The organism is Rhodococcus sp. PBTS 1, assembly GCF_001620025.1.
Lineage (GTDB): Bacteria > Actinomycetota > Actinomycetes > Mycobacteriales > Mycobacteriaceae > Rhodococcoides > Rhodococcoides kroppenstedtii.
Map to the genome: position 1 here is coordinate 1,046,061 of NZ_CP015219.1, position 25,930 is coordinate 1,071,990.

27 protein-coding genes and 2 tRNA genes are annotated in these 25,930 nt (G+C 69.3%); 15 read left to right on the forward strand and 14 right to left on the reverse strand.

Annotated features, from left to right (window positions below; all coding sequences use genetic code 11):
- Nucleotides 1-4: 4 nt before the first annotated feature.
- The gene (locus A3Q40_RS04720; RefSeq protein WP_082833757.1) at nucleotides 5-1,627 is read right to left on the reverse strand and encodes a glycoside hydrolase family 13 protein; all 1,623 of its coding nucleotides are present in this window, start codon (nucleotides 1,625-1,627) and stop codon (nucleotides 5-7) included.
- A gap of 142 nt (nucleotides 1,628-1,769) precedes the next feature.
- On the opposite strand from A3Q40_RS04720, the gene A3Q40_RS04725 reads away from it, so the two are divergent.
- On the forward strand, nucleotides 1,770-2,207 hold the full coding sequence (locus A3Q40_RS04725) for a cupin domain-containing protein (RefSeq protein ID WP_068105282.1): 438 nt from the start codon (nucleotides 1,770-1,772) through the stop codon (nucleotides 2,205-2,207).
- A gap of 19 nt (nucleotides 2,208-2,226) precedes the next feature.
- Here A3Q40_RS04725 and A3Q40_RS04730 read toward each other — a convergent pair whose 3' ends face one another.
- The gene (locus A3Q40_RS04730; RefSeq protein WP_068100065.1) at nucleotides 2,227-2,655 is read right to left on the reverse strand and encodes a globin; all 429 of its coding nucleotides are present in this window, start codon (nucleotides 2,653-2,655) and stop codon (nucleotides 2,227-2,229) included.
- 11 nt (nucleotides 2,656-2,666) lie between these two features.
- Entirely contained in the window at nucleotides 2,667-3,590 is a 924-nt protein-coding gene (locus tag A3Q40_RS04735; protein WP_068100067.1) for a mechanosensitive ion channel family protein, read from the reverse strand.
- 249 nt (nucleotides 3,591-3,839) lie between these two features.
- Here A3Q40_RS04735 and A3Q40_RS04740 point away from each other — a divergent pair, with 249 nt between their 5' ends.
- From A3Q40_RS04740 to A3Q40_RS04750, 3 genes are read left to right on the forward strand one after another with little or no spacing between them, the layout of a single operon-like run.
- Nucleotides 3,840-4,541: an HNH endonuclease gene (locus A3Q40_RS04740; protein WP_082833759.1), complete on the forward strand. Its 702-nt coding sequence runs from the start codon at nucleotides 3,840-3,842 to the stop codon at nucleotides 4,539-4,541.
- 37 nt (nucleotides 4,542-4,578) lie between these two features.
- Nucleotides 4,579-4,854: an aa3-type cytochrome oxidase subunit CtaJ gene (gene ctaJ, locus A3Q40_RS04745; RefSeq protein ID WP_068100069.1), complete on the forward strand. Its 276-nt coding sequence runs from the start codon at nucleotides 4,579-4,581 to the stop codon at nucleotides 4,852-4,854.
- The gene (locus tag A3Q40_RS04750; protein WP_068100071.1) at nucleotides 4,841-5,323 is read left to right on the forward strand and encodes a DUF5130 family protein; all 483 of its coding nucleotides are present in this window, start codon (nucleotides 4,841-4,843) and stop codon (nucleotides 5,321-5,323) included. The genes ctaJ and A3Q40_RS04750 overlap by 14 nt, the downstream gene beginning before the upstream one ends.
- 56 nt (nucleotides 5,324-5,379) lie before the next feature.
- Here A3Q40_RS04750 and pepN read toward each other — a convergent pair whose 3' ends face one another.
- Nucleotides 5,380-7,968, reverse strand: coding sequence for an aminopeptidase N (gene pepN, locus A3Q40_RS04755; RefSeq protein WP_068105289.1), 2,589 nt, complete (start codon nucleotides 7,966-7,968; stop codon nucleotides 5,380-5,382).
- Nucleotides 7,969-8,145: 177 nt separating this feature from the next.
- On the opposite strand from pepN, the gene A3Q40_RS04760 reads away from it, so the two are divergent.
- Nucleotides 8,146-8,757: a mycothiol-dependent nitroreductase Rv2466c family protein gene (locus tag A3Q40_RS04760; RefSeq protein WP_068100073.1), complete on the forward strand. Its 612-nt coding sequence runs from the start codon at nucleotides 8,146-8,148 to the stop codon at nucleotides 8,755-8,757.
- A gap of 68 nt (nucleotides 8,758-8,825) precedes the next feature.
- On the opposite strand, the gene A3Q40_RS04765 is transcribed toward A3Q40_RS04760, so the two are convergent.
- On the reverse strand, nucleotides 8,826-9,518 hold the full coding sequence (locus A3Q40_RS04765) for a DUF429 domain-containing protein (protein ID WP_157889510.1): 693 nt from the start codon (nucleotides 9,516-9,518) through the stop codon (nucleotides 8,826-8,828).
- A 16-nt stretch (nucleotides 9,519-9,534) separates the two neighbouring features.
- Between A3Q40_RS04765 and A3Q40_RS04770 the strand changes: the two genes are divergently transcribed.
- Complete coding sequence (locus A3Q40_RS04770) at nucleotides 9,535-10,026, forward strand: ribose-5-phosphate isomerase (RefSeq protein ID WP_068100075.1); 492 nt, start codon at nucleotides 9,535-9,537, stop codon at nucleotides 10,024-10,026.
- 34 nt (nucleotides 10,027-10,060) lie between these two features.
- Nucleotides 10,061-10,855 (forward strand): Fpg/Nei family DNA glycosylase, encoded by a 795-nt coding sequence (locus A3Q40_RS04775; RefSeq protein ID WP_068100077.1) that lies wholly within the window; start codon nucleotides 10,061-10,063, stop codon nucleotides 10,853-10,855.
- On the opposite strand, the gene A3Q40_RS04780 is transcribed toward A3Q40_RS04775, so the two are convergent.
- From A3Q40_RS04780 to A3Q40_RS04795, 4 genes are all read right to left on the reverse strand, one after another.
- The gene (locus tag A3Q40_RS04780; protein ID WP_068100079.1) at nucleotides 10,852-11,649 is read right to left on the reverse strand and encodes a hypothetical protein; all 798 of its coding nucleotides are present in this window, start codon (nucleotides 11,647-11,649) and stop codon (nucleotides 10,852-10,854) included. The two genes, A3Q40_RS04775 and A3Q40_RS04780, sit on opposite strands and share 4 nt — an antisense overlap.
- Before the next feature lie 67 nt (nucleotides 11,650-11,716).
- Nucleotides 11,717-12,733, reverse strand: coding sequence for an iron-containing redox enzyme family protein (locus A3Q40_RS04785; protein WP_068100081.1), 1,017 nt, complete (start codon nucleotides 12,731-12,733; stop codon nucleotides 11,717-11,719).
- Nucleotides 12,734-12,742: 9 nt separating this feature from the next.
- Entirely contained in the window at nucleotides 12,743-14,035 is a 1,293-nt protein-coding gene (locus tag A3Q40_RS04790) for a sensor domain-containing phosphodiesterase (RefSeq protein ID WP_068100083.1), read from the reverse strand.
- Nucleotides 14,032-14,916: a universal stress protein gene (locus A3Q40_RS04795; protein ID WP_069972904.1), complete on the reverse strand. Its 885-nt coding sequence runs from the start codon at nucleotides 14,914-14,916 to the stop codon at nucleotides 14,032-14,034. Before A3Q40_RS04795 ends, A3Q40_RS04790 begins: the two co-directional genes overlap by 4 nt.
- A 276-nt stretch (nucleotides 14,917-15,192) precedes the next feature.
- On the opposite strand from A3Q40_RS04795, the gene A3Q40_RS04800 reads away from it, so the two are divergent.
- The gene (locus A3Q40_RS04800; protein ID WP_068100086.1) at nucleotides 15,193-15,627 is read left to right on the forward strand and encodes an STAS domain-containing protein; all 435 of its coding nucleotides are present in this window, start codon (nucleotides 15,193-15,195) and stop codon (nucleotides 15,625-15,627) included.
- An 87-nt stretch (nucleotides 15,628-15,714) separates the two neighbouring features.
- On the opposite strand, the gene A3Q40_RS04805 is transcribed toward A3Q40_RS04800, so the two are convergent.
- Nucleotides 15,715-15,788: transfer RNA gene (locus A3Q40_RS04805), tRNA-Gly, on the reverse strand.
- A 188-nt stretch (nucleotides 15,789-15,976) separates the two neighbouring features.
- On the opposite strand from A3Q40_RS04805, the gene A3Q40_RS04810 reads away from it, so the two are divergent.
- The 5 genes from A3Q40_RS04810 to clpX all read left to right on the forward strand — a co-directional run bounded on the left by A3Q40_RS04810 (nucleotide 15,977) and on the right by clpX (nucleotide 20,470).
- Nucleotides 15,977-16,050 (forward strand) — tRNA-Pro (locus tag A3Q40_RS04810).
- Nucleotides 16,051-16,107: 57 nt separating this feature from the next.
- Entirely contained in the window at nucleotides 16,108-17,487 is a 1,380-nt protein-coding gene (gene tig / locus A3Q40_RS04815) for a trigger factor (RefSeq protein ID WP_068105297.1), read from the forward strand.
- Between the two features lie 225 nt (nucleotides 17,488-17,712).
- The gene (locus A3Q40_RS04820; RefSeq protein WP_068105298.1) at nucleotides 17,713-18,309 is read left to right on the forward strand and encodes an ATP-dependent Clp protease proteolytic subunit; all 597 of its coding nucleotides are present in this window, start codon (nucleotides 17,713-17,715) and stop codon (nucleotides 18,307-18,309) included.
- Nucleotides 18,310-18,376: 67 nt separating this feature from the next.
- Complete coding sequence (locus tag A3Q40_RS04825) at nucleotides 18,377-19,048, forward strand: ATP-dependent Clp protease proteolytic subunit (RefSeq protein WP_068100088.1); 672 nt, start codon at nucleotides 18,377-18,379, stop codon at nucleotides 19,046-19,048.
- A 141-nt stretch (nucleotides 19,049-19,189) separates the two neighbouring features.
- On the forward strand, nucleotides 19,190-20,470 hold the full coding sequence (gene clpX, locus A3Q40_RS04830) for an ATP-dependent Clp protease ATP-binding subunit ClpX (protein ID WP_068100090.1): 1,281 nt from the start codon (nucleotides 19,190-19,192) through the stop codon (nucleotides 20,468-20,470).
- An 85-nt stretch (nucleotides 20,471-20,555) separates the two neighbouring features.
- Here clpX and catC read toward each other — a convergent pair whose 3' ends face one another.
- Genes catC through A3Q40_RS04850 form a run of 4 tightly spaced genes read right to left on the reverse strand, consistent with a single transcriptional unit; the run spans nucleotide 20,556 to nucleotide 23,805 of the window.
- The gene (gene catC, locus A3Q40_RS04835) at nucleotides 20,556-20,840 is read right to left on the reverse strand and encodes a muconolactone Delta-isomerase (RefSeq protein WP_068100091.1); all 285 of its coding nucleotides are present in this window, start codon (nucleotides 20,838-20,840) and stop codon (nucleotides 20,556-20,558) included.
- A 5-nt stretch (nucleotides 20,841-20,845) separates the two neighbouring features.
- Nucleotides 20,846-21,712 (reverse strand): catechol 1,2-dioxygenase, encoded by an 867-nt coding sequence (gene catA / locus A3Q40_RS04840; protein ID WP_068100093.1) that lies wholly within the window; start codon nucleotides 21,710-21,712, stop codon nucleotides 20,846-20,848.
- Between the two features lie 42 nt (nucleotides 21,713-21,754).
- Nucleotides 21,755-22,858 (reverse strand): mandelate racemase/muconate lactonizing enzyme family protein, encoded by a 1,104-nt coding sequence (locus A3Q40_RS04845; protein ID WP_068100095.1) that lies wholly within the window; start codon nucleotides 22,856-22,858, stop codon nucleotides 21,755-21,757.
- Nucleotides 22,855-23,805, reverse strand: coding sequence for a LysR family transcriptional regulator (locus A3Q40_RS04850; RefSeq protein ID WP_068100097.1), 951 nt, complete (start codon nucleotides 23,803-23,805; stop codon nucleotides 22,855-22,857). The genes A3Q40_RS04845 and A3Q40_RS04850 overlap by 4 nt, the downstream gene beginning before the upstream one ends.
- A gap of 210 nt (nucleotides 23,806-24,015) precedes the next feature.
- Between A3Q40_RS04850 and benA the strand changes: the two genes are divergently transcribed.
- Both benA and benB read left to right on the forward strand, forming a co-directional pair.
- Nucleotides 24,016-25,374, forward strand: coding sequence for a benzoate 1,2-dioxygenase large subunit (gene benA, locus A3Q40_RS04855; RefSeq protein WP_068100099.1), 1,359 nt, complete (start codon nucleotides 24,016-24,018; stop codon nucleotides 25,372-25,374).
- A 1-nt stretch (nucleotide 25,375) separates the two neighbouring features.
- Complete coding sequence (gene benB / locus A3Q40_RS04860) at nucleotides 25,376-25,918, forward strand: benzoate 1,2-dioxygenase small subunit (protein WP_068100101.1); 543 nt, start codon at nucleotides 25,376-25,378, stop codon at nucleotides 25,916-25,918.
- Nucleotides 25,919-25,930 lie beyond the last annotated feature (12 nt).

The following is a 25,930-nucleotide window of genomic DNA, read 5'->3' on the forward strand; positions in this document are numbered from 1 at the left end:
GACGTCAGACCAGCCAAGCGGCGGAATCGCCCGCCAACATCCCGTCGACGACGGGGGTCGAGGACAGCAGCACCGACCCCGGCGGCAGCGGGACGGGCTCGGAGGTGGTGTTGAGGGCGCAGACCAGTCCGCCGCGCCGCCGGAAGGCCAGGCATCCCGGCGGGCTGCCGTACCAATCGAGTCCGGGGTGGGCGAACTCCGGCCGCGTCGCCCGCAGCTCCAGAGCCGTCCGATGGAAGTTCAGCATCGAGTCGGTGTCCTCGAGCTGCGTCTCGACGGTCAGGGAGGCCCACTCCGCGGGGATCGGCAACCACGGCTCGCCGGTGCCGAAGCCGAACGGCGGCTCGTCGCCCTCCCAGGGGAGGGGCACCCGGCAGCCGTCGCGACCCTTCTCCGTGCCGCCCGACCGGAACCACGCCGGGTCCTGTCGGGCGTCGTCCGGAACGTCGGCGCTGGGCAGGCCGAGCTCGGCGCCGTTGTAGAGGAACACCACCCCGGGCAGTCCGAGCGTGACCAGGGCCATCGCGCGGGCCCGGCGGGTGCCGAGTTCGCCGCCGCCGTACCGGGTGACCTCCCGGTCGATGTCGTGGTTCGACAGGGTCCAGGTCGGCACACCGGGCGTGCCCTCGGTCTCGGCGAGCGCCACCGCGGCGAGGGAGTTGTCGACGGCGTCCTTGACCTCGTCGGCGTCGAACGCTGCCTCGGCGAGTCGGAAGTTGAACCCGAGCGTGAGCTCGTCGGGTCGAAGGTAGCGGGCGAAGCGCTCGTTGTCGCGCACCCAGACCTCGCCGACCGTCATGGCGTCGTACTCGTCGACGACCCGGCGGATGGCGCGGTGGATCTCGTGGACGCCGTCCTGGTCGAACCGCGGGTCGCCGTCCGCGTTGCGCATCAGTTCGTTGGTGGTGAGGTCCATGTCCGACAGCTCGGCCGGCTTGGCCATACCGTGCGCGACGTCGATACGGAATCCGTCGACCCCGCGGTCGAGCCAGAATCGCAGCGTGGCCTCGAGGTCGGCGCGAACCTCGTCGTTGTGCCAGTTCAGGTCCGGCTGCTCCGGCGCGAAGATGTGCAGGTACCACTGACCGGGTGTGCCGTCGGCCTCGGTGACGCGGTGCCACGCCGGACCGCCGAAGATGCTGGGCCAGTTGTTCGGCGGCTCGGATCCGTCCCCACGCCCGTCACGGAAGATGTACCGATCGCGCTCGGGGCTACCGGGTCCGGCCTCCAGAGCGGCCCGGAACCACGGGTGCTCGTCGCTGGTGTGGTTCGGCACCAGGTCCATCGTCACCTTGATGCCGCGCGCGTGCGCGTCGGTGATGAGGCCGTCCATGTCGTCGAGCGTGCCGAACAGCGGGTCGATGTCACGGGGGTCGGACACGTCGTACCCGTGGTCGACCATCGGGGACCGCATCACCGGGCTCAGCCACAGAGCGTCGATGCCGAGCAGTTCGAGATAGCCCAACTTGTCGCGAACTCCGGCGAGGTCGCCGACACCGTCTCCGTTCGCGTCCGCGAAGGAGCGGGGATAGATCTGGTAGAAGACCGCGTCGGACCACCAGGGTGCCCCGGCACCGCCGCGACGGGCGGCGATGGCTCTGCTGGCGCGCGTGTTCACAGCAGTCATAGTGCCAGTGCCGGGGACGGACACCGTCGTGGCGTGGACTTCCCTCGGGCCGGTGCAACCGCCCGTCGACGGTAAAGCAACCACGAGTCGGTTTCGTAGGGTATTTTCAGGGCGATCGTCAAGCCACGGTAAAGGAATGCACATGACCACTCCCGTTTTCGAGGCCGTTCGCCTCGACGACGTCGAGCTCACCGCCGCCCCCATCGATCCCTCGTGGATCGTCGCGGGCAATCCCGTCGCCCGCAGCGGGCAGTGGTCCTGCAGCCCCGACACCACCACGTCGACCTGGGTGTGGGACGGCACGGCCGGCACGTTCGACTGGTACTTCGAGCAGGACGAGACCATCCACGTCATCGAGGGCGAAGTGATCGTCACGTCCGCCGGGCAGCCGCCGCGCACCCTCCGCGCGGGCGACGCGGCGCTCTTCCACGCCGACACCTGGGCCCGCTGGCACGTGCCGCACTACGTGCGCAAGCACGCCATCCTGCGTCCGCACATCCCGCGTCCGATCTGGTTCGCCATGCGCGTCGCCCGCAAGCTGCGGGGCGGGGGCGCACGGTCGGGCGGCTTCACGGGCTGACCGGCCCGGCAGGGGCGGCTCAGATCGGGGAGTTCATCATCGACTGTGCGGCCATCTCGATGTAGTCGACGAACTGCTGTCGGTGCTCGTCGTCCATCGTGTCCGAGTCGATCGACGCCAGCGCCGTGTGCATGGCACGGAGCCACGCGTCGCGCTCGAACGGGCCGATGACGAACGGGTTGTGCCGCATCCGCAGCCGCGGGTGGCCGCGCTCGTCCGAGTACGTGCGCGGGCCACCCCAGTACTGCTCGAGGAACATCCGCATACGCCGCTCCGCCGGCCCCAGGTCCTCCTCCGGGTAGAGGCGCCGCAGGATCTCGTCGCGCTCGACCTCCTCGTAGAACCGGGCCGTCAGGACACGGAAGGTCTCCGCGCCACCGACGGCGTCGTAGAACGTCTGCGCGGGCTTCGCGGGCTGTTTCGCCGGGGTGTCGCCGCCTGCTGTCATCGGGGGAGTCCTCACGTGGTCGCGGAGCTGGTGGCGGTGCCGAACGGGCGACCGTTGGGGTACGGCGCGGCGATACCGGCCTCGTCGAACGCCTCCAGTATCCGTCGGTTCAGACGGCGCTGCACCGCCCACTGGCGCCCGGGCCGGACCTTGACGGTCAGGCGCAGGGTCACGGTGTCGGATGTCACCGCGTCGACGCCCAGCATCTGCGGAGATTCGAGAATGTCGTCGTCGAAGTCGCCGTGCGCGATCGCCTCGGTCGCGGTCCGCTCCGCCACCTCGCACGCGGTGTCGATGTTCGCGGTATGGGCCACGGGGAGGTCGAGCACGGCCACGGCGTGGCCCTGGCTCATGTTGCCCACGCGGAGAACTTCGCCGTTGCGGACGTACCAGAGGGTGCCGGAGATGTCCCGCACGGTGGTGACGCGCAGACCCACCGTTTCGACGGTGCCCGTCGCCTCGCCGAGGTCGACGATGTCACCCACCCCGTACTGATCCTCGAGCAGCATGAAGATGCCGGACAGGAAGTCCCGCACCAGGTTCTGCGCACCGAAGCCCAGCGCCACGCCCACGATGCCGGCCGAGGCGATGAACGGGGCGACGTTGACCCCGACGATGGACAGAGCCGACAGCACGAACCAGACCAGGATGGTCACGGACACGCCCGACTTCAGGACGGACCCGATGGTGCGGGCGCGCTGCGACCGGCGTTCGTGGACGATGTCGGCCTGCAACTTCGTCGACGTACGTTCACGGAGCGGCTTGAGCAGGGCGGGTTTGCGCCCGTCGCCGGGGCGCCGCAGCGTCACCCGGTCGATGGCCCGGTGCAGCACGAATCGGAGCACCAGCGCCAACGCGAGATAGCCCACGATCTGGAGCGGACGGTCGACCAGCCAGTCGCGGCCGGTCTCGGACAGCGCAAGAGTCGAGAACACGGCGAAGAGTCTACGGATCGGCCTCCCGGCCCCGGCCCCGTGAATCCGGTCCGGGGTCCCGAGAATTCACCCGCCGGACGGTTCACCGACCCCCGAAACGCCGTGCGTCCTGCGTCGATCCGTGATGCACTGTTGTCGACGTCACGTGTGTCGGCGTCGGCCGCACTCCGGCGGCGCGATGCCGACCGACGCGCACCAGACCCGCCCCCGGCGGGGTCGACAGCGCGTGTGGTGCGTACTGGAGGTGGCATGACGAAGAACCGGCCCGCAGCCCTCGCCGAGCATCGACAACTGTCGCCCACCGACGCGCGTTCCGCGCCGTCCGCGCCGTCGTCGGGGGCCCACACCAGTTCCGGCCATCGAGCCCTGCGCTCGGTGACCGCCGACCCGCTCCACCGGGACGCGCTGCCCGCCGGTGACGACTCCGTCCCGGCCTGGCTCTCCCGTCGCGTGCTCCTGCTCAACGCGACCTACGAACCGCTCACCGCCCTGCCCATGCGTCGCGCCGTCGTTCTCCTCGTGTGCGAGAAGGCCACCGTCGTGCACGACGACGACCAGGGGCCGGTGGTCCGCTCCGTCGACCTGGCTCTGCAGGTTCCGTCCGTGATCCGCCTCCGCACCTACGTGCGCGTGCCGTATCGGGCCCGCATCCCCATGACGCGGTCGGCGCTCATGCACCGTGATCGCTTCCGGTGCGCCTACTGCGGAGGCAAGGCGGAAACCATCGACCACGTCGTGCCGCGCAGCCGCGGCGGCGGCCACTCGTGGGAGAACTGCGTCGCCTGTTGCGGTCCGTGCAATCACCGCAAAGCGGACAAATTGCTGTCCGAGCTGGGATGGACCCTGCGGGCTGCCCTCACACCGCCGACGGGACCGCACTGGCGGCTGCTGGCCGGCATCAAGGAGCTCGACCCGACGTGGCTTCCCTACCTCGGCGAAGGTGCTGCCTGAGCGGACGCCCCCGGGCCCGTCCACTAGGCTGAGCGGCGTGAGCATCCTCGAAACCACGGTGATCTTCGGACTGATCCCGCTCGTGATCTTCCTCGCGTTGTTCGTCTTCGCGAAGATCACGTCTCGCGCACCGGCACCGCGTCCGGCTCCCTACCGGTTGGGGCAGACCTGGACGCACGCGCCGGTGCTGTGGACGGCGACGGACGAGGTCACGCCGTACACACATCAAGCGGGTGCTGCGCACTCGGGACACGCCGAGCTCACCGCGGGCTCGCAGGCACTGATCGGAGGCCGGGCAAGTGGCAAGTGGTGAACTCGCGCATCGTGTGGTGAACGAGGAGGACCTGCCCGTCGGCCACGTCGTCACGGCCAGCGGACGCGTCTCCGGCGTGCACCAGGTGGGCACGCCCAACCCCGACCTCTCGCCCTTCGCGGCCGACGAGCTGATCCAGCTCGACGAGACGTTGATCGAGGCGACCAGGCGCACGGGCATCCGGTTCAGCATCGTCGTCGGTGACCTCGGTGCGGACCCCGCCGTGGGTGCCGAGCAGGCGCTCGCCGCGGCGCCGGAGTCCGAGTACTCCGTGCTCATCGCGGTCTCGCCCAACCAGCGGGTGATCGAGGTCCGGTCCGGTCGCGGCATCGCGCACCGGGTCGACGATCGGATCGCGCAGCTCGGCGTCACCGCCGCGCTGAGCCCGTTCCGCGACGGCGATCTGATCGACGGCCTCGTCGCGGCCGTCCGCGTCATGAGCGCGGCGATCGCGAGCCCGTCCGCCTGACGCTCACCCCGAACATCCGAGAGCCCGTCACCGATCGGTGACGGGCTCTCGGCGTGTCAGGCCCGGTCCGCGGCGCGGGCGCGCAGAGAGCGGACCACGCCCGCCCGGCCCTCGACGACCAGCCGCGCGAGCGCCGGGGGATGATCGCCCTCCAGGAACGCGTCCGCGGCGGCGACGGCGTCCTCGGAGATCGCCCACGACGGGTAGAGGCCGACCACGACCGTCTGCGCGACCTCGCTGGAGCGGCGTGCCCACACGTCGGCGACGACGTCGAAGTAGCGCTGGACGAACGGCGCGAGCAGCTCGCCCTGGCCGACGCCGGGGAACGCGCCGATGATGGCCCGCGCGGTGATGTTGGGCAGACTGTCGTCCTCGATGACCGAGGTCCACGCCCGCTCCTTCACGGCGGCCTGCGGCCGAGCGGCGCGCGCGGCCGCGGCGTGCCGTGCTCCCGCTGCGGTGTTGTCGCGCTCCGCCTCGGCGTCGATGGTCGGCGTCTCGTCGCCGGTGTCCACGGCACCACTGCGAGCGAGCGCAGTGACGATGCGCCACCGCAGATCGGTGTCCACGGTCAGGCCCGTCAGGCCCTGCCCCGTCGTGTCGCCGTCGAGCAGCGCCCGCAGCACGTCAAGATGCCGGTCGGCGAGCACCGACGACGTCAGGGCGCCGACGTGGGCGAGCTGGTGGTCGGAACCCGGCTCGGCGGCCCGGGCCAGTTCCAGCACCCGGTCCGCGAAGCCCGGCCAGCCGGTGCTCTCGGCCCACTCCGGATCGGCGTAGGAGCCGAGGGCGGTCTGCGCCTGCAGCAGCAGCCGCTGCACCACACCCACCTCCGTCTCGGCGTCGACCCCGCGCTCGACCAACGCGACGAAATCGCGGGCCTTGGTCTCGGCCTGACGGGTCATCTCCCACGCCGCCGACCACGCCAGGGTGCGGGGGAGCGACTCGGCGATGTCGCCGATCCGCGACGTCAGGGTCTCGAGCGACGCCGGGTCGAGGCGCAGCGAGCAGTAGGTGAGATCGTCGTCGTTGACCAGGACGAAGCGCCCCGCGGGGACGCCCACCAGCTCGGCCACGTCGGTGCGCTCGGCCGCGTCGAGGTCGAGTTCGACGCGGTGGGTGCGGACCAGCTTGCCGGTCGCGTCGTCGTCGTACACCCCGACCGCGATGCGGTGGACACGACGCTCGCCCGCACCGGGTTCCGCCGGCCCCTGCACGACGGCGAACGCCGTGTAGGTGCCGTCGTCACCGACGGTGAAGTCCGGGGTCAGCGTGTTCAGTCCCGTGGTGCGGAGCCACTGCGCGCCCCAATCCGACAGGTCCCGTCCCGACGCCGTCTCGAGGGCCGACAGCAGATCGTCGAAGGTCGCGTTGCCGTAGGCGTGGTCGCGGAAGTAACTGCGCAGGCCGGCGAGAAAGTCCTCGAGTCCGACGTAGGCGACGAGCTGCTTGAGCACGCTGGCGCCCTTGGCGTACGTGATGCCGTCGAAGTTCACCTCCACGGCGGCGAGGTCGGGGATGTCGGCCGCGATGGGGTGCGTCGAGGGCAGCTGATCCTGGCGGTAGGCCCACGACTTCTCGACGTTGGCGAAGGTCGTCCACGCGTTGGTGTACTCGGTGGCCTCGGCCTGGCAGAGCACCGAGGCGAACGTCGCGAAGGACTCGTTGAGCCACAGATCGTCCCACCAGCGCATGGTGACGAGATCACCGAACCACATGTGCGCCATCTCGTGGAGCACCGTCTCCGCGCGGCGCTCGTAGGAGTAGCGCGTCACCTTGGACCGGAAGACGTAGTCCTCGAGGAACGTGACGGCGCCCGCGTTCTCCATCGCGCCCGCGTTGAACTCCGGCACGAACAGCTGGTCGTACTTGCCGAAGGCATACGGCGTGCCGAAGTTGTCGTGATAGAAGCGGAAACCCTGCTTGGTCTCGGTGAAGAGCCGCTCGGCGTCCATGTGGTCGGCGAGCGACGCGCGGCAGTAGATGCCCAGCGGAATGGTGCCGTGGTCGTCGCTGTAGCTGTCGGTCCACTTGGCGTAGGGCCCGGCGATCAGCGCGACGAGGTAGGTGCTCATCACCGGCGTCGTCTCGAAGACGTGGCGCACCCCGGCGATCTCGTCACCGGTCTCGGTGTCCCCGGCGGCCGCGTTGGAGATCACGGCCCAGCCCGACGGCGCGGTGACCGTCAGCGCGAACGTCGCCTTGAGGTCCGGCTGGTCGAAGCAGGCGAACATGCGCTTGGCGTCGGCGGTCTCGAACTGGCTGTAGAGATAGACCGATCCGTCCGCGGGGTCGACGAAGCGGTGCAGTCCTTCCCCGGTGTGGGAGTAGACGCAGTCGGCGACGACGGTGAGCTCGTTGGTCTCGGCAAGGTCCGGCAGTGCGATGCCGGTGGACTCGTCGTAGTCCGAGACGTCGAGGTCGGTGCCGTTGAGGGTCGCGCTGTGGACGTCGGCCGCGACGATGTCGACGAACGTCGACGAACCGGGCGTGGCGGTGAACGACACGGTGGTGCTCGACCGGAAGGTCTTCTCGCCCGGCCCACCGGCCGAGTCGGTGAGATCGAGGCCGATGGCGTAGTGCGACACGGCGATCAGGCCCGAACGGGTCTCGGCCTGGTCCCTGGTCAGATTGGGAGCAACCACGTGCACCCTTCCTTCTCGTGGGCGGATGATGCGCGGAGGTGAACGGAGCTCGTGCTCTCCGCACGGGCTCGACACTTCCCATCATGTCTCGTCCGGGAGATGGGGGTACAAACAGGTGTGGGCGCACCGCGCACAGCGCGGGTGCGAGCGCACAGTTACCACGACGGAAGGACAGATGTGAGCGAGACCAAGGACGTGGCGGATTTCTGGTTCGACCCCCTCTGCCCGTGGTGCTGGATCACCTCGCGGTGGATCCTCGAGGTCGCGAAGGTCCGCGACATCGAGACCAACTTCCACGTCATGAGCCTCGCGGTGCTGAACGAGGGCCGCGACCTGCCCGACGAGTACCGCGAGTTGATGACGAAGGCGTGGGGTCCGGTACGCGTGGCCATCGCGGCCGCGCAGGAGAAGGGGGACGAGATCCTCGAACCCCTCTACACCGAGATGGGCACGCGAATCCACAACGAGGGCAACAAGGACTTCGCGAGCGTCGTCGAGTCCTCGCTCGCCGCACTGGATCTGCCCGCCGAACTCGCGTCCGCGGCCACCAGCACGGATTACGACGACGCGCTGCGCAAGAGCCACCACGCCGGAATGGACAAAGTGGGTGACGACGTCGGCACGCCCACCATTCACGTCAACGGCGTCGCGTTCTTCGGACCCGTCCTCTCGCGCATTCCGCGCGGCGAGGAAGCCGGCAAGTTGTGGGACGCCTCGGTGATCTTCGCGTCGTACCCGCACTTCTTCGAGCTCAAGCGAACTCGGCACGAGGATCCGCAGTTCGACTGAGCGACAGACACTCTCGATCTCTGTTGCAGCGGGGGTCGGCGCCACGGCGTCGGCCCCCGCCGCACGTCTCACACCACGATGCGGTCGGCGGGCGACCGGCCGAACGTCAGAGCCTCTCCGTCGCGCCAACGCCGGGCCGACCACGCGGCGGCCACCGCGTCCAGGACGTCGTCGAGCGCGGGGCCGTCGTCCAGTACGGCCGTGGCCTCCAGCACGGCGGCCGGGTCGACGACGGCGTCCAGTGCCGTCAGACGCTGCGCGAGACCCCGAGCCCGCTTCTTGGATCCGAACGCCACCTCGGGTGCGAGAGCGCGGAACGACGATTCGGGATGGACCTCGATCACCCGGTTCCGGTCCGGTGACTTTCCCAGCGCCGCCGACCAGTCCAGGATGTGCCGGCACAGGAACCAGGCCTGCTTGCTGATCGCCTTACCGGTCCGGGCGCGCGACGCCGCACACGCCTCCTCGTACGACGAGGCCCGGACCGCGTCGGCCACGGGGGTGGGGAACAACGAGGAGCGGGCCGGGCCGAGAAAGGCCCGCAGCGCGACCTCCGAGTCTCGCGTTTCGTCGACCGGCACCACGAGCGGCATGTCGACGCCGACCACGGCGCAGTCGGCGGTCGTCCGAAGCACGTCGGCCGGGGTGTCCGCGAGGTGCAGGCGCAGAGCGCCGTCGGCGAGAACGGCCACCACCCAGCGGCCGGCGGCGCCGTCCACACCGGCGACCGGGGGAGCGGAGGCCGAGCCGGTGCCGCGCACCTGTCAAACTCTAGCCATGCGCGTTTACCTGGGTGCCGATCACGCCGGCTTCGAGTTCAAGAATCAGATCATCGACCACCTCCGCGAGTCCGGGCACGAGCCCGTGGACTGCGGTGCGTTCACCTACGACGCCGTCGACGACTACCCGGCGTTCTGCATCGAGGCCGCGCGCCGCACGGTGGCCGATCCGGACAGCCTCGGCCTGGTGCTCGGCGGATCCGGCAACGGTGAGCAGATCGCTGCCAACAAGGTGCCCGGCGCGCGCTGCGCCCTGGCGTGGAGCGTGGAGACGGCGCAGCTGGCCCGCCAGCACAACAAGGCGCAGCTGATCGGCATCGGCGGCCGGATGCACACCCTGCCCGAGGCCCTCGCGATCGTGGACGCGTTCCTCGAGACGCCGTGGTCCGGGGAGGAGCGGCACCAGCGTCGCATCGACATCCTCGCCGAGTACGAGCGCACGGGCGACGCGCCGGCAGTGCCCGGAGCGCCCGCCGGCTCCGAACAGTAAGGCCCCACACCCTTCCCACCGGACAGGACCGCTCATGCCCGAGGGTCACACCCTGCATCGTCTGGCCCGCGCGCACCAGAAGTCCTTCGCCGGTCAGGAACTCGAGGTGTCCAGTCCGCAGGGGCGGTTCGTCGAGGGCGCGGAGTGGGTCACCGGGCATGTGCTGCTGCGCGCCGATGCGTGGGGCAAGCATCTGCTGCACCGATACGACAACGGGGCGATCGTGCACGTGCACCTCGGCCTCTACGGCAAGTTCACCGATCAACCCGTGCCCATGAAGGATCCGGTCGGCCAGGTGCGGATGCGGCTGGTCGGCCGGGACAAGGGCACCGATCTGCGTGGGCCGACGCGCTGCGAGATCTTCGACGAGTCCGACGTCGACGCGCTCGTGGCGCGGCTCGGTCCGGACCCGCTGCGCCGAGAGTCCGACCCGGACAAGGCGTTCCACCGCATCCACAAGTCGTCGGTGGCGATCGGTGCGTTGCTGATGGAACAGGACGTGGTCGCGGGCATCGGCAACGTCTACCGCGCCGAACTGCTCTTCCGACACGGCGTCGACCCGTTTCTGCCGGGCAGGAAGCTCGATGTGGAGCGGTGGTCGGAGATGTGGGTGGACCTGGTCGACCTCATGAAGCTCGGGGTGCGGCGCGGGCGCATCGTCACCCTGCGCCCCGAACACGACAGCGCGGCCTCCCGGGGTCCCGGAAGGCCGCGCAGTTACGTCTACAAGCGGACCGGGCTGCCCTGCCGGATCTGCGGAACGCCGATCCGTACGCAGGACATGAAGGGCCGCAACCTCTTCTGGTGCCCGACCTGCCAGGCGGACTAGAAGTCGAAGCCCCCGCCGAGGTCCATGCCGCCGCCGTCGTAGCCACCGACGTCACCGCCGTCGTAACCCGCGCCGCCGTCTCCGCCGTCGTAACCTCCGTCAGCGCCGCCGCCGTCGCCCCCGTCGTTCATGCCGTCCTGGTATCCGTCGCCGTATCCGTCCTCGAACGCCTGCGCGTCGTACCCCACGCCGGCCATGCCCGAGAACATCGCGGAGAACAGGAACATCGACCCGACGCCCCAGGCGCCGGCCACGAGGGCGGGCTTCCACCACGGTTCGGAGTACCAGCCGGCCGGCACGGGGCGGCCGGCGACCCGGCCACCGGGGTAGTAGTTCGGCGTCTTCTCGCTCGGGGCGGGCGCCGCGGTGACCTGTCGGCCCTCGAAGTCGACGGTGCGTTCCTCGGTGACCTCACCGGCCGACTTCTGCCCGTCGATGGTGGGCACGTCCGGGCCGGGGTCCATGCCCATGGCGAGGCGCGCGGCGCGGATGTAGTAGAGGCCTTCGAGGGCGGTCTGCTTGGCCAGTCGCGCCTGGGCCGAGGTGCGCGCCTGATCGATCTGCGAGCCCGCCGCGGTGTAGCGCTCGGAGGCGTCGGCCAGGGCCTGCTTGGACGCGGTATCGCTGCCGACCAGATTGAACACCTGCCCGCCGAGCCGCTCGATCGCTTGCCGCGCATCGGCTTTCGCGTCGTCGACGGCGGCGGCCTCGCGCTTGCCGGTGTTCTTCTGGGAGACCATCACGACAGCGCCCACCAGGGCGATGACGACGACGATCAGCAGCAGGGGTTCCATCGTTCCTCCAACGTCGGCTTCGGAATCCAGTGTACGGAGGCCCCGAATCGGACGAATCGGACGAGCGTCAGAGCTCGATGGTGCGACGGCCCTCGGCCCAGGTGTCCATGAGGTGCGCGGCGAATACGTCCTCGACGTACCCGAGCGCCCGCATCCCGAAGACGACGTCCGCCTCGAGAGCGGGATCGCGCGTCACGAGGTCCCCGACGACGTCGTGTCGCATCACCTGCTCGTGCACCGCGTCGGCCTCGACGTGCTCGGCGTAGAAGGCCACGCACCGCTCGTCGAACCCGAGCCGGCGCAGGGCGGCGACGAGGCGTGACGAGCCGGGCGACGAGGTGATCTCGGTCGCGGCGAGGTGACCGGCCGCGGCGCCGCGCCACCGCCGGTGCAGCCCGAAGAAAGACATGAGGTTGACCGGGGCCAGCGTGGGAGCGCCCACGCGATCGAGGTAGCCGAGGTACGACGAGTCGAGGCCGGCGGCCTCCAGGAGGTCCCGGAAGAGCACCTGGTGCATGCGGGATCCGCGACCGCCGCCGAACTCGTCGAACTCCACGGCGACGTAGGCCGCCTTGGCCTGTCCCTGCAGACGCGGGATGGCCCACGCGTGCGGGTCGGCCTCCTTGAGGTGGTAGAGCGACCGGTGGGCGAGGTACTCGCGCATCTGCTCGGCCGTGCCGTGATCGCGGAGGTGGTACGACGGGCCGCTGCCGTCGACGTGTTCGGTGGCGAGCGCGTCCATCTCGTCGTCGACCGAGCCGCCGGCGGGCACTCGGGCGCGCAGGTGGTCGAGGAAGAGGGCTTCCATGTCGCCGCGCAGGCGGAGCAGCTCGGTGTTCCACTCCCAGGCATCGTCCACGCCGACGAAGCTGCGGTAGTGCAGCTCGTAGCAGACGTACAGCGCGAGGTGCAGGTCGTCACCGTACGGATCGGCCCCGGTGACGGCGGTGCCGGCGAGAGCCGCCGATCCCGAGTCGGGGGTCGTTGCCAGGGCGCCGATCACCGACTCCGACAGCGGCCCGCGGGGAGCGGGCAGAGCGGCGGCGGCCTGAACTGCGGGGGCGGAGGACAGAGTGGACGTCACGACTCGCGACTACCCGTTCACCGGGGGTCCGAACATCGGAGCGGCGGCGGATGTTCGGTCGAGCAGGTACGTCGCGGCATCGAGCACCACGCTGCGGTCGTAGGTGAGGCGGTAGTCGAAGCCGGGGTCCGGGCCGTCGTGGACCACGCGGGCCAGCATCCCGGCCGTGAGGTGCGGACTCACGACGATCAGCGTGTACTCGGCCGCGATCGGGTCGTCGGGCGCAACGTCCATGGTTCGCAGGTTGGGCAGGGTCGGCAGCGCGGCACGGTGCGCGTCGCGCCCGAACACGGCGACCAGAGCGCCGGACGTGCCGACTCCTCGGGCTGCGTCGATCGCCTCGGTGTCGAGTGGGAAGGCGTAGGGGATGGTTGTGAGCACGACCGTCGACGGGCCGTTGGCCAGTGCCTGTCGCTCCAGGCGGCGCGACAGTGAGACGACGAGTTCGCCGTCCGCCCGCTGCACCCGTCCGGACGCCGCGCCGACGGCGAACGGTGTGGCCCGCGGCCGACGACGTGCGGTGATGCCGACGGCGGTGCCGACGGGGGCGGTGTCGGCCGTCGTGTCGAGCGTGGCGACCGACCGGGTCGGCTCGGGAGCCCGCCGAGGCAGCGGCGCCGGCTCGCCGAACAGGTAGCCCTGGCCCAGGCCCGCACCCAGATCGAGGGCCAGCCTCAGGTGCTGTTCGGTCTCGATACCCTCCGCGAGGACGCGCGCCCCGGTCCGCCCCGACTCCGCGGCCACGGCGGAGACGACCGACGCGGTGTCGTCCGCGGCTCGGGCTTGCGTGAACGACATGTCGAGCTTGATGACGTCCGGCTCGAGGAAGGGGAGCAGCGCCAACGACGCGGTGTCGGCGCCGACGTCGTCGACCGCGATCATCCATCCGCGGCCGCGGATGCGATCGACCGCCCGGAGCAGGGCGGCGGGGTCGACGAGCAGATCGCGTTCGGTGATCTCCACGACGACGGACAGCTGCTCCGCACGCTGCAGCAGGTCCACGGCATCGGGGGGCACGAACCCGTCGGTGACCCCGGGCTCGATGTTGACGAAGAGCAACTGACCCGGCGGCAACGGTGCCGAAAGCGCGCCGCGCAGTGCGCTGACCCGGCACAGCCAGTCGATCTCGCGCAGGCGGCCCGCGGCCCGTGCCGCCGCGAACAGTTCCTCCGGCCGCTCGAACGGGGAGCCCGCCGGACCGCGGGCGAGGGCCTCGACGCCGACCATCGCCCGCGTCGTCAGATCCACCACCGGCTGATAGAGGGAGCGGACCTCGACGACGTCCGGCAGAGCCGGCGTCACCTGGTCTCGTCTCCGGCCGGGACGACCACCACCGGGACCTCGACCGAATGCAGGACCGCGCGTGAGGTCGAGCCGAGCAGGAGGGACCGGAACCCGCCGCGGCCGCGACGTCCGACCACGACCGTCGAGGCGGACGCCGACCGGGCGACGAGTTCGCGGACCGGTCGATCGCGCACCACCACGCGCTCGACGTCGACGGTCGGAAATTCCTCGGACCACCCCGCGAGCGACTCGGCCAGGGCGGCCTGCTCACCCTCCTCCGTGCGAGACCAGGCGTCGGGCTCGAGATGCAGGTCGACGTCGCTCCAGGCATGCACGGCGACGAGCCGCTCTCCGCGGGCCGCGGCCGTCGTGAACGCGAGACGCAGGGCGGGCATGCTGTTGGCCGTTCCGTCGACGCCGACCACGACGGGCCCGGTCGCCCGGGCCGTTCCGGCCGGGACGACGGCGACGGCGCAGCGCGCGTGGGTGGCGACCGCCGTGCTGACCGACCCGGACAGGCCCCCGGTGAACTCGCCCAGTCCGCGGGTGCCCACGACCACGAGCCACGCCGTCTCGGACCGGTCGACCAGGACTCCGGCCGGTGTGCCGTGGTCCGACTCGACGTCGATGCGGACTCGGGCATCGCCGAGCCGGTCCCTTGCGACGCGTCGGGCCCGGCTGAGGACGGCGTCCGCGGTGGACCCCGGCGGACTGTCGACGGTCGCGGTCACGTGGACCCCCGAGGCCACCGCGGTGAGGAGAATCAGGTCCAGTCCCTGTCGCCCCGCCACGTCGGCGGCCCAGGACACGGCGTCCTCCGCGTCGGCCGAACCGTCCACCCCCACCACCACCGGTCCGCGACGACTCGTACTCGCGCTGCCCGGTCCTGTGTCCGCCATGAGGACAGTGTCGTCGGCGATCGACCGGGCCGCGGCGAAACGCGCTGATTGCAAACGCAACGTAGTTATCGATAAGCGACGCCATCGTTACCGTATCGAGACGCTGAGATCGCTGCCTCGTCATGTCCACGGTCGAATCTGAAGACACAGCCGCCGGACGGGGCGATCCTCTCGCCGAGACCGACGACTCCATACCGCACTCGGTGCAGACCAGCGCCGCGCACGGATTAGACACCGGTCCCGGACCGGGATGCACGACGACAGGGGAGCCACACCATGAGCGCACTCGAGACCTTCGCCTACGACATCGCCTCCACCGACCGTGCCGACGGCGCCGTCGCGCGACCCGCGGACCTCACCGTCGTCGATCACGATCGCGACGGGGTGGCGGTCCTCTCCATCGGCGGCGAGATCGACCTCGGCACCACCCCGGAACTGCGCGAGATCCTGGTCCGCCTCGCCGCGCGGCGGGAGGACGCCGTCGTCCTCGATCTCTCCGACGTGACGTTCCTCGGGTCTGCCGGAGCCGTCCTGCTCCTCGATGCGGCGTCGGCCGTCGCCGCCCGGCCGATGGCACTGGTCGCGACCCACCCGGCCGTGCGACGCCCGCTCGATCTGCTGGGGGTCTGCTCGCCCATCACGGTGTACGGCGACCTGGACGAGGCCGTCGCGTCGTTCGCGGACGACGACGTGCTCTCCGAGGTGGGCTGACCCTCCCTGTCGAACCCCGGCACGACGCAACACGGCCCCGAACTCCGCGGAGTTCGGGGCCGTCTCTGTTCGTCGACGTCTTCTGTCTGGAGCGGGCGACGGGAATCGAACCCGCGTAATCAGTTTGGAAGACTGAGGCTCTACCATTGAGCTACGCCCGCATGCCGACGGCGAGTCCGGGATCGCCGGCCCGTCGCCTGCGAGGAGACTGTACCGAACCCGGCGCGGGAATCGTAAATCGGCCCGGCGTCGACCGAGCGTGCGTGGTCACCGTAGGATCGACCGCGCGAGGACGGGGTCCGACGCGTGCCGTGTCCGGGCGCGACGTACCTGCGCCCCTGCACATGAACGGGATGTGGCGCAGCTTGGTAGCGCATCCGCTTTGGGAGCGGAGGGTCGCAGGTTCGAATCCTGTCATCCCGACCCCGACCGGGCTCGGGCCCGTGAACACCCGACGAACCACACGAAGGAGCCATGTCCGTGAAGAGCACCGTCGAGCAGCTCAGCCCGACGCGAGTCCGTATCAACGTTGAGGTGCCCTTCGAGGAGCTCAAGCCTGATTTCGATCGCGCCTACAAGACGCTCGCCCAGCAGATCCGTCTGCCCGGATTCCGTCCGGGCAAGGCACCCGCCAAGCTGCTCGAGGCCCGCGTCGGTCGTGCGAACGTGCTGAACCAGGTGGTGAACGACGCGCTTCCCGGCAAGTACAACGATGCGCTGACCGCCACCGAGCTCAAGCCGCTCGGCCAGCCGGACATCGAGATCACCAAGCTCGAGGACGGCGAGGAGATCGCATTCACCGCGGAGGTCGACGTCCGTCCCGAGATCACGCTGCCCGACTTCTCGTCGCTGGCCGTGACCGTCGATCCGGTCGAGATCACCGACGAGGCCGTCGACGAGCAGCTGCTCTCGCTGCGTCAGCGTTTCGGCACCCTCACCGGCGTCGAGCGTCCCGCACAGACCGGCGATTTCGTCTCCATCGACCTGTCCGCGACGGTCGACGGTGAGAACGTCGAGGAGGCGTCCACCGAGGGTCTCTCGCACGAGGTCGGCTCGGGCCAGCTCATCGAGGGCCTCGACGACGCCATCGTCGGCCTGTCGGTCGGCGAGTCGAAGGAATTCGGCACCACGCTGCTCGCCGGCGAGCACGCCGGCCGCGAGGCCGTCGTGACCGTGACCGTCAAGTCGGTCAAGGAGCGCGAGCTGCCGGAGCCGGACGACGAGTTCGCGCAGCTGGCCAGCCAGTTCGACACCTTCGACGAGCTCCTTGCCGATCTGCGCGAGCGTGTCGGTCGCGTCAAGAAGGTCGAGCAGGCCGGGCAGATCCGGGACAAGGTGCTCGAGGCGCTTCTCGAGCAGACCGAGGTGCCCGTGCCCGAGGCCTTCGTCAAGGCCGAGGTCGACTCCGCCCTGCACGACGCGATCCACCCGCTGGACCACGACGAGGACAAGCTCGCCGAGCAGCTCACGGCGGCCGGCTCCTCGCGCGAGGAGTTCGACGCCGAGGCCAAGGCCAACGCCGAGAAGTCGGTGAAGACGCAGCTCCTGCTCGACACCATCGCCGACGCCGAGTCGGTGCAGGTGGGTCAGGACGAGCTGACGCAGAACATCGTGTTCCAGGCGCAGCGCTACGGCATCGCGCCCGAGCAGTTCATCCAGCAGGTGCAGCAGGCCAACCAGCTGCCCGCCCTGTTCGCGGACATCCGCCGCAGCAAGGCCCTCGCCACGATCGTCGATCGCGTGCAGGTGACCGACACCGCGGGTGCGAGCGTCGACACCAAGGAACTGTTCGGCGAGCCGGACGGTGACGACAGCGGCGAGAGCAACGACGACGGCGAGAACACGGCCGCCGAGCAGTAATAACGCTGACAGCGAACGACGGCGGTTCCGGGACTCCGGAGCCGCCGTCCTTCGTTAGTGTCGGTGTCGAGAAGGCGTGCGGCGGACGGGGGACCTCCCGCCGCCGCGTCGGACGAGACAACACCACGAGCACCATCCGAGCACCAGAAGGCAGGTAACGTGACCAGCACGAACCCGGTCGGTAAGTCCGGCCCCGCGGGATCGATCCACCAGGCCGCTCCGGTCATGACGTCCGCGACCGCCGGACTCAACCTCTCCGATTCCGTCTACGAGCGCCTGCTGCGCGAGCGCATCATCTTCCTCGGCACCCAGGTCGACGACGACATCGCCAACAAGCTCTGCGCGCAGATCCTGCTGCTCTCCGCCGAGGACCCCACCCGCGACATCGCGCTGTACATCAACTCGCCCGGTGGCTCGGTCTCCGCGGGCATGGCGATCTACGACACGATGAACTTCGCCGAGTGCGACGTCGCCACCTACGCGATGGGACTCGCGGCGTCGATGGGCCAGTTCCTGCTGACGGCGGGCACCAAGGGCAAGCGGTACGCCCTCCCGCACGCGCGCATCATGATGCACCAGCCCTCCGCCGGCATCGGCGGCAGCGCCGCGGACATCGCGATCATGGCCGAGCAGTTCGCGCTCACCAAGCGCGAGATGGCCGAGCTCATCGCGCAGCACACCGGCCAGTCGTTCGAGCAGGTCACCGAGGATTCCGACCGCGACCGGTGGTTCACGGCGCAGCAGGCACTCGAGTACGGCATGGTCGACCACGTCATCACCCGTGCGCAGCAGGCCGGGGGCACCAGCGGAGCCGACAACTGACGCTCGGCGACACCCGTCACCCCTCCTTCGCGCCGCTCGCGGCACGTTCTCACACCTGGAGACTTCCATGACAGAACTGTTCGACCCCCGCAAGACCTTCGCGCCGGGATCCACCTCGCCCGTGGGCCCCGACTCCCGCTACATCCTGCCGTCGTTCGTGGAGCACTCGAGCTACGGCGTCAAGGAGTCCAACCCGTACAACAAGCTGTTCGAGGAGCGCATCATCTTCCTCGGCGTGCAGGTGGACGACGCCTCGGCGAACGACATCATGGCGCAGCTGCTGGTGCTCGAGGGACTCGATCCCGATCGGGACATCACGATGTACATCAACTCGCCCGGTGGCTCGTTCACCTCGCTGATGGCCATCTACGACACCATGCAGTACGTGCGGGCCGACGTGGCCACCGTCTGCCTGGGCCAGGCGGCCTCCGCCGCGGCGGTGCTGCTGGCGGCGGGTGCGCCCGGCAAGCGGGCCGCGCTGCCGAACGCTCGCGTGCTGATCCACCAGCCGTCCACCGGCGGCGTGCAGGGCCAGGTGTCCGATCTCGAGATCCAGGCCGCGGAGATCGAGCGCATGCGTCGACTCATGGAGACCACCCTGGGTCGCCATACCGGCAAGGACGCCGACGTGATCCGCAAGGACACCGACCGGGACAAGATCCTCACCGCCGAAGAGGCCAAGGACTACGGGATCATCGACACCGTGTTCGAGTACCGGAAGCTCTCGGCTCGCCGCTGACGGACACTCCGACACGTTCTCGCCACATCTCTGCCGCGCGGCGTGTGGACGGGTACGGTCGCAGGCAGAAGTTCGGCTCCCCGCCGTCGCGTCGGCGTGCGCGGGGAGCCGAATGCGAACGACAAGTGAGGATCGATTCCCATGGCACGCATCGGAGACGGTGGCGACCTGCTGAAATGCTCTTTCTGCGGGAAGAGTCAGAAGCAGGTCAAGAAGCTCATCGCCGGGCCCGGCGTCTACATCTGCGACGAGTGCATCGACCTCTGCAACGAGATCATCGAAGAGGAGCTGGCCGAGTCCAGCGAGGTCAAGCTCGACGAGCTGCCCAAGCCCGCCGAGATCCGTGACTTCCTCGAGAACTACGTCATCGGTCAGGACGCCGCGAAGCGTCGGCTCGCCGTGGCGGTCTACAACCACTACAAGCGCATCCAGGCCGGGGACAAGGCCCGTGATTCGCGGGGCGAGTCCGTCGAGTTGGCCAAGTCCAACATCCTCATGCTCGGCCCCACGGGCTGCGGCAAGACCTACCTGGCGCAGACGCTCGCGAAGATGCTCAACGTGCCGTTCGCCATCGCCGACGCCACCGCGCTCACCGAGGCCGGTTACGTGGGCGAGGACGTCGAGAACATCCTGCTGAAGCTGATCCAGGCCGCGGACTACGACGTCAAGCGGGCCGAGACCGGCATCATCTACATCGACGAGGTCGACAAGATCGCGCGCAAGAGCGAGAACCCGTCGATCACTCGCGACGTCTCCGGTGAGGGTGTGCAGCAGGCGCTGCTGAAGATTCTCGAGGGCACGCAGGCGAGCGTCCCTCCGCAGGGCGGACGCAAGCACCCGCACCAGGAGTTCATCCAGATCGACACCACCAACGTGCTCTTCATCGTGGCCGGCGCGTTCGCCGGTCTCGAGAAGATCGTCTCGGACCGGGTGGGCAAGCGCGGCGTCGGTTTCGGCGCCGAGGTGCGGTCGAAGGCGGAGATCGACACGCAGGACCACTTCGCGGAGGTCATGCCGGAGGATTTGATCAAGTTCGGTCTGATCCCGGAGTTCATCGGCCGTCTGCCCGTGGTCGCGTCGGTGACCAACCTGGACAAGGACTCCCTGGTCACCATCCTGTCGGAGCCGAAGAACGCGCTGGTCAAGCAGTACACCCGCCTGTTCGAGATGGACGGGGTGGAGCTGGAGTTCACGCCGGACGCGCTCGACGCCATGGCGGAGCAGGCCATCCACCGGGGGACCGGTGCCCGCGGTCTGCGCGCCATCATGGAGGAGGTGCTCAACCCGGTGATGTTCGACATCCCGAGTCGAGACGACGTCGCCAAGGTGGTGGTGACGGCGGAGACGGTGAACGACAACGTGCTGCCGACCATCGTTCCGCGCAAGCCCGATCGTCCGGAGCGACGCAACAAGAGCGCCTGAGCTGCACACGACGCGAGCCCCCGATCCGCGCGGATCGGGGGCTCGTCTCGTTCGGGGGTGCAGCGGCCGGGCGTGGCCCGGGTGATCAGCCCGCCGCGATGTCCGACGGGTGCTGCGCCAGCGGGGTGACCGCGATGGTCATGTACGGGAACAGCGGGAGATTCCACAGGATCTCGTGGAGACGAGCGTTGTCGGCGACGTCGAAGATCGACAGGTTCGAGTACTGCCCGACGCATCGCCAGATGCTGACCCACTCACCTCCTCGCTGCAGGTCCTGCGAGTACGCCTTCTCGCGAGCGAGCGTGTCGGCGCGGACGTCGGGATCGAGATCGTGCGGGATCGCGACGTCCATGGTGACGGCGAACAGCATGACGATCAGACCCGGTCGGCGCGGTCGAGCACGAAGTCGTAGGTGACCTCCTGGCCGCCGTCGACGTCGCGGGGGTCGAGCACGAGCTCCGGCTTCACGGCGCTGGCGACGTCGTCGTCGTTGTGGGCGTCTCCGGGGAAGTACAGCTGCGTGGTGATCTGCTCGTGGCCGGTAGCACCGACCTTGAGGTGCAGGTGGGCGGGGCGCCACGGGTGCCAGCCGGCCGCCGAGATGAGCTTGCCGCATGCGCCGTCGGTGGGGATCTGGTACGGCGCGGGCTTCAGCGTCCGGATGCGGAAGTGGCCCTGATCGTCGGCCGTGACGGTGCCGCGTAGGTTCCACTCGGGAATGCCGGGGGCGAACTGCGAGTAGAACCCGTCGGCGTCGGCGTGCCAGATCTCGATCACGGCACCGGGGAGCGGGGAGCCGTCGACGCCGGTGACCTGGCCCTGGAAGACCAGTGGGGTGCCCTGCTCGCCGTCGCGCGTCGGAAGGACGGCGTCGCTGCCGAGTTCGGGGGCGCCCGGCACGTAGTAGGGGCCCTCGATGGTGCCCTTGCTGCCGTCGCGGTTCTCGCTGGCCACCTCCTCCACGACGTGCTCGACCCACACGTCGAGGAACAGCGGCCATTCGCCGTCCTGACCGACGGAGATGAGCCAGGCCTTCAGGGCGTTGTACTCCTCGTAGGTCACCTTGTGCTCGCGGACCGTGCGGTGCACCGCGTCCAGCACCTCGCGGGCGAGCATGCTCACGCGCCCCGGCGGGGTCGAGGCCGACATCGCCTTGTCGGTCGTGAAGCGCTGGGTGGCGTTCGCGCCGGAGGCGGCGGCTGTGGCGGTGGCGCCGGAATCGGTGGCGGTTGCGGTGGTCATGGGATTTCCTTCGGTTCGGTTCGGGGCTGTGGGCTGGTGGGGTCAGGTGTCGGTGCGGTAGTGCGCGAGCTTGTCCTCGTCGATCTGCACGCCGAGGCCGGGGCCGGGTGGCACCTGCAGCTCTCCGCCCGCGATGGTCAGGGGCTCGGTCAGCAGGTCGTCGGACATGTCGAGGAAGTTGGAGAGTTCACCCGCACGGCGGGAGGTGGTGTCGAAGGCGGCGCCGAACGCGACGGTGCACGCGGACCCGAGCTGTCCGTCGATCTGGTTGCCCATCACGACCTCGACGCCCAGTCCCTCGCACAGGTGGTGTGTACGTCGGCCGCCGGTGAAGCCGGATCGGGACGTCTTGATGCTCACGGCGGTGGCCGAGCCGCCGAGGATCTCGCGTGTCACCTCGGCGGGGGTGACCGCGGATTCGTCGGCGACGAAGGGGACCGAGAGCTGCGAGACCAGCCACCGACGCCCCAGGACGTCGTCAGCCGGGCAGAGTTCCTCGGCCAGGGACAGATTCAGGTCGGCCATCTCCGCCATCGCGCGGGCGGATTCCGACGCGGTCCAGCCGCGGTTACCGTCGACGTAGAGTTCGACGTCGTCGCCGAGGCCCTCGCGCAGTGCCCGGACGACCGCCGTGTCGAGGGACACCGGCCGACGGCCGACTTTCACCTTGAACGTCTCGATGCCGTACTCGCCGCGCATGCGGCGGGCCTCGTCGACCATGGCGGCGGGAGTGTCGAACCCGAGCATGTGGCTGACCCGCATGCGGTCGCTCCATCCGCCGAGCAGCTCGGTGACCGAGGTGTCGAGGGTGCGACCCAGCGCATCCCAGATCGCCATGTCCACAGCGGCTTTCGCGACGGGATTGCCGACCGTCCGCGACAGTCGGCCGTGCACGGCCTCGCGGTCGAGCAGGGTCAGTCCGATCACGGCGGGCGCGAAGATGTCCTCGATCACCGCGGCGACGCCGCGCTGGGTCTCCCCGTAGGTGAACGGGCGGGGCGGCGCATCGGCCACCCCGACGACACCGTCGTCGGTGTGGACGCGCACCAGAACGTGGGTGGCGGCGTGGATCTCGCCGCTGGCGAAACGAAGTGGCTTGCGGTAGGCGATGGTGTAGGGAATCGCTTCGACAGCAACGATTTTCACAGCGGTCCTTCGACGATGGTGGCGAGGCGGGCGGACTCGGGTGCAGAGCCGGCGGTGACCGCGTCGGGCGGGAGAATGCCGGAGTCCTCGAGGGCCCGGATCAGGGAATGGACCGCGGCGGGAGCGTCGCGGTGGAAGGCGAGGGCGAGGTCGATGGTCTCGGCGCCGGTGACGTCACGGAAGACGACGCCGTCGAGCTTCATGGACCGCACCGATTCGGGGACCAGGGCCACGCCGAGTCCGGCGGAGACGAGAGCCAGGAGTACGGACGTGTCCGGTGCCTCGTGCGCGCGGCGAGGGGTGAAACCGGCTGCGCGACAACTGCGTACGACGACGTCGTTGACCGCGGAATGAGTGTCCGCGTACATCACGAAGCCGTCGTGGGCGACGTCGAGGACCTCGAGCGACGGCTCGTCCGCCAGTCGGTGGTCCGCCGGCAGCGCGAGGACCAGCGATTCGGTGGTGAGGGTGCGGACCACGAGATCGTCGCCCGCCACCGGTGGTCGCAGGACGGCGAGGTCCAGTCGGTCCGTCCGCAGACCCTCCACCTGAGCGGGGGTGAGGAGATCACCGTGGATCTCGAGGGCGATGCCGGGAAGCCGTTGCCCGACCGCACGGGCGATCGCGGGGAGTCGATCGAACGCTGCGGTGCCGGTGAAGCCGACCCGGACCAGGCCCGTGTGCCCCTCGTCGATCCGGCGAACGGCGTCGACGGCGTCGCCGAGGGCGGCCAGGATGCGCACGGCTTCGCGATGGAAGTAGGCGCCGGCCGGCGTCGGGGTCACCTGGCGCGTGGTGCGGGCCAGCAGAGTCACACCCAGTTCGGCCTCGAGCTGACGCACCGACTGCGACAGCGCCGGCTGCGCGAGGAAGAGCCGTTTGGCCGCCTGGCCGAAATGACGTGTCTCGGCCACGGCGACGAAGTGGCGCAGGTGACGCAGTTCCATGCGGTCCTCGCTTCCGGGTCCTGACGGGGTGGTGACCGCTACCACAGTAGGACCGTCGTCCATCGCAGACAAAGACATGATCGGGCCGTATTGATCGCTGACGGTGATCAACGGGCACCCTGGTCGGGTCCGGGCAAAACCCTGGTGTGACCCGCGCCACCGGTCGTCAGGATCGAAGCATTCCCCGCATCGACCCGAAGGGCCCTGACGATGACCGACACCCTGGACAACGTTCGCGCACGCGTCGACGGCGCCGTCGTGGACGACGAGGCCGCCGGCGTGTATCGCGCCAACCGCTCCATCTTCACCGACGAGCAGATCTTCGAACTGGAGATGACACACATCTTCGAGGGCAACTGGATCTACCTCGCGCACGAGTCGCAGCTGCCGAACCCCGGTGACTACTTCACCGTCCACATGGGCCGTCAGCCGGTGGTGATCACCCGCGACAAGGACGGGGAGCTGCACTGCCTGATCAACGCCTGCGCCCACCGCGGTGCGATGCTCTGCCGCCGCAAGACCGACAACCGCACCACCCTCACCTGCCCGTTCCACGGGTGGACGTTCCGGAACGACGGCACGTTGCTCAAGGTGAAGGACCCCGAGGGAGCCGGGTACCCGGAAACCTTCGACGTCGACGGCTCGCACAACCTCACTCGCGTCGCGAAGTTCGGGAACTATCGCGGCTTCCTGTTCGGGAGCCTGAACCCCGACGTGCCGTCCCTCGAGGAGCACCTCGGCGACACCACGAAGATCATCGACATGCTCGTCGACCAGTCGCCGGAGGGGCTCGAGGTGCTCCGCGGATCGTCCACCTACACCTTCGACGGCAACTGGAAGGTGCAGGCGGAGAACGGCGCCGACGGATATCACGTCTCCGCCGTCCACTGGAACTACGCGGCCACCACCTCGCGCCGGAACAACGGTGAGTCGACCAACACGACCAAGGCGCTCGACGCCGGCGGGTGGGGCAAGTCGGGCGGCGGGTACTGGTCCTACCCGAACGGGCACCTCTGCCTCTGGACGTGGGCGGCCAACCCGCAGGACCGCCCCTTGTGGGACAGCATGGACGAGCTCAAGAAGACGCACGGCGACGCCAAGGGCGAGTTCATGGTCAAGGGTTCGCGCAACCTGTGCCTGTACCCGAACGTCTACCTGATGGACCAGTTCTCGACGCAGATCCGGCATTTCCGACCCATCGCGCCGGACAAGACGGAGGTGACCATCTACTGCATCGCGCCCAAGGGCGAGAGCAAGGAAGCCCGCGCCCACCGCATCCGGCAGTACGAGGACTTCTTCAACGCCTCGGGCATGGCGACCCCCGACGACCTCGAGGAGTTCCGCTCCTGCCAGCTGACCTTCCAGGCGACCGCCGCGCCCTGGAACGACATGAGCCGCGGCGCCGAGCACTGGCTGACCGGACCGGATCCCGTCGCGACCGCGCTGGGGATGGACGGCGTCATCTCCGCCGGCGTGAAGAACGAGGACGAGGGCCTGTTCGCGGTCCAACACGGCTACTGGCGGTCCACGTTGCTGGCCGCCCTCGACCGCACCACCGAAGGGCAGTGACGTGACCACTCCATCCGACACCCGTACCCCCGACACCCCGACCACCATCGGAAAGACGATCACCCAGAACGACGTCGAGCAGTTCCTCTACCGCGAGGCGCGGTATCTCGACGACCGTGAATTCGAGCTGTGGCTCACCTGCTACGCCGACGACGTCGAGTACTGGATGCCGTCCTGGGGTGACGACGATCGACTCACCGAGGATCCGCAGACCGACATCTCGTTGGTCTACTACGAGAACAAAGGTGGCCTCGAGGATCGCGTGTTCCGTATTCGCACCGAGCGTTCGAGCGCGACGTCGATTCCGGAACCGCGCACCAGCCACAACATCTCGAACGTCGAGGTCATCTCTCGGCGAGGTGATCTCGTGGACGTGCGCTTCAACTGGCACACCATGTACTTCCGCTACAAGACGGTGGACCCGTACTACGGCACGTCCTTCTACACCATCGACTTCTCCGGCGAGTCCCCGCTGATCCGTCGCAAGACGGTGGTGCTGAAGAACGACTACATCCACCACGTGGTGGACATCTACCACTTCTGACGGCACGAGAGG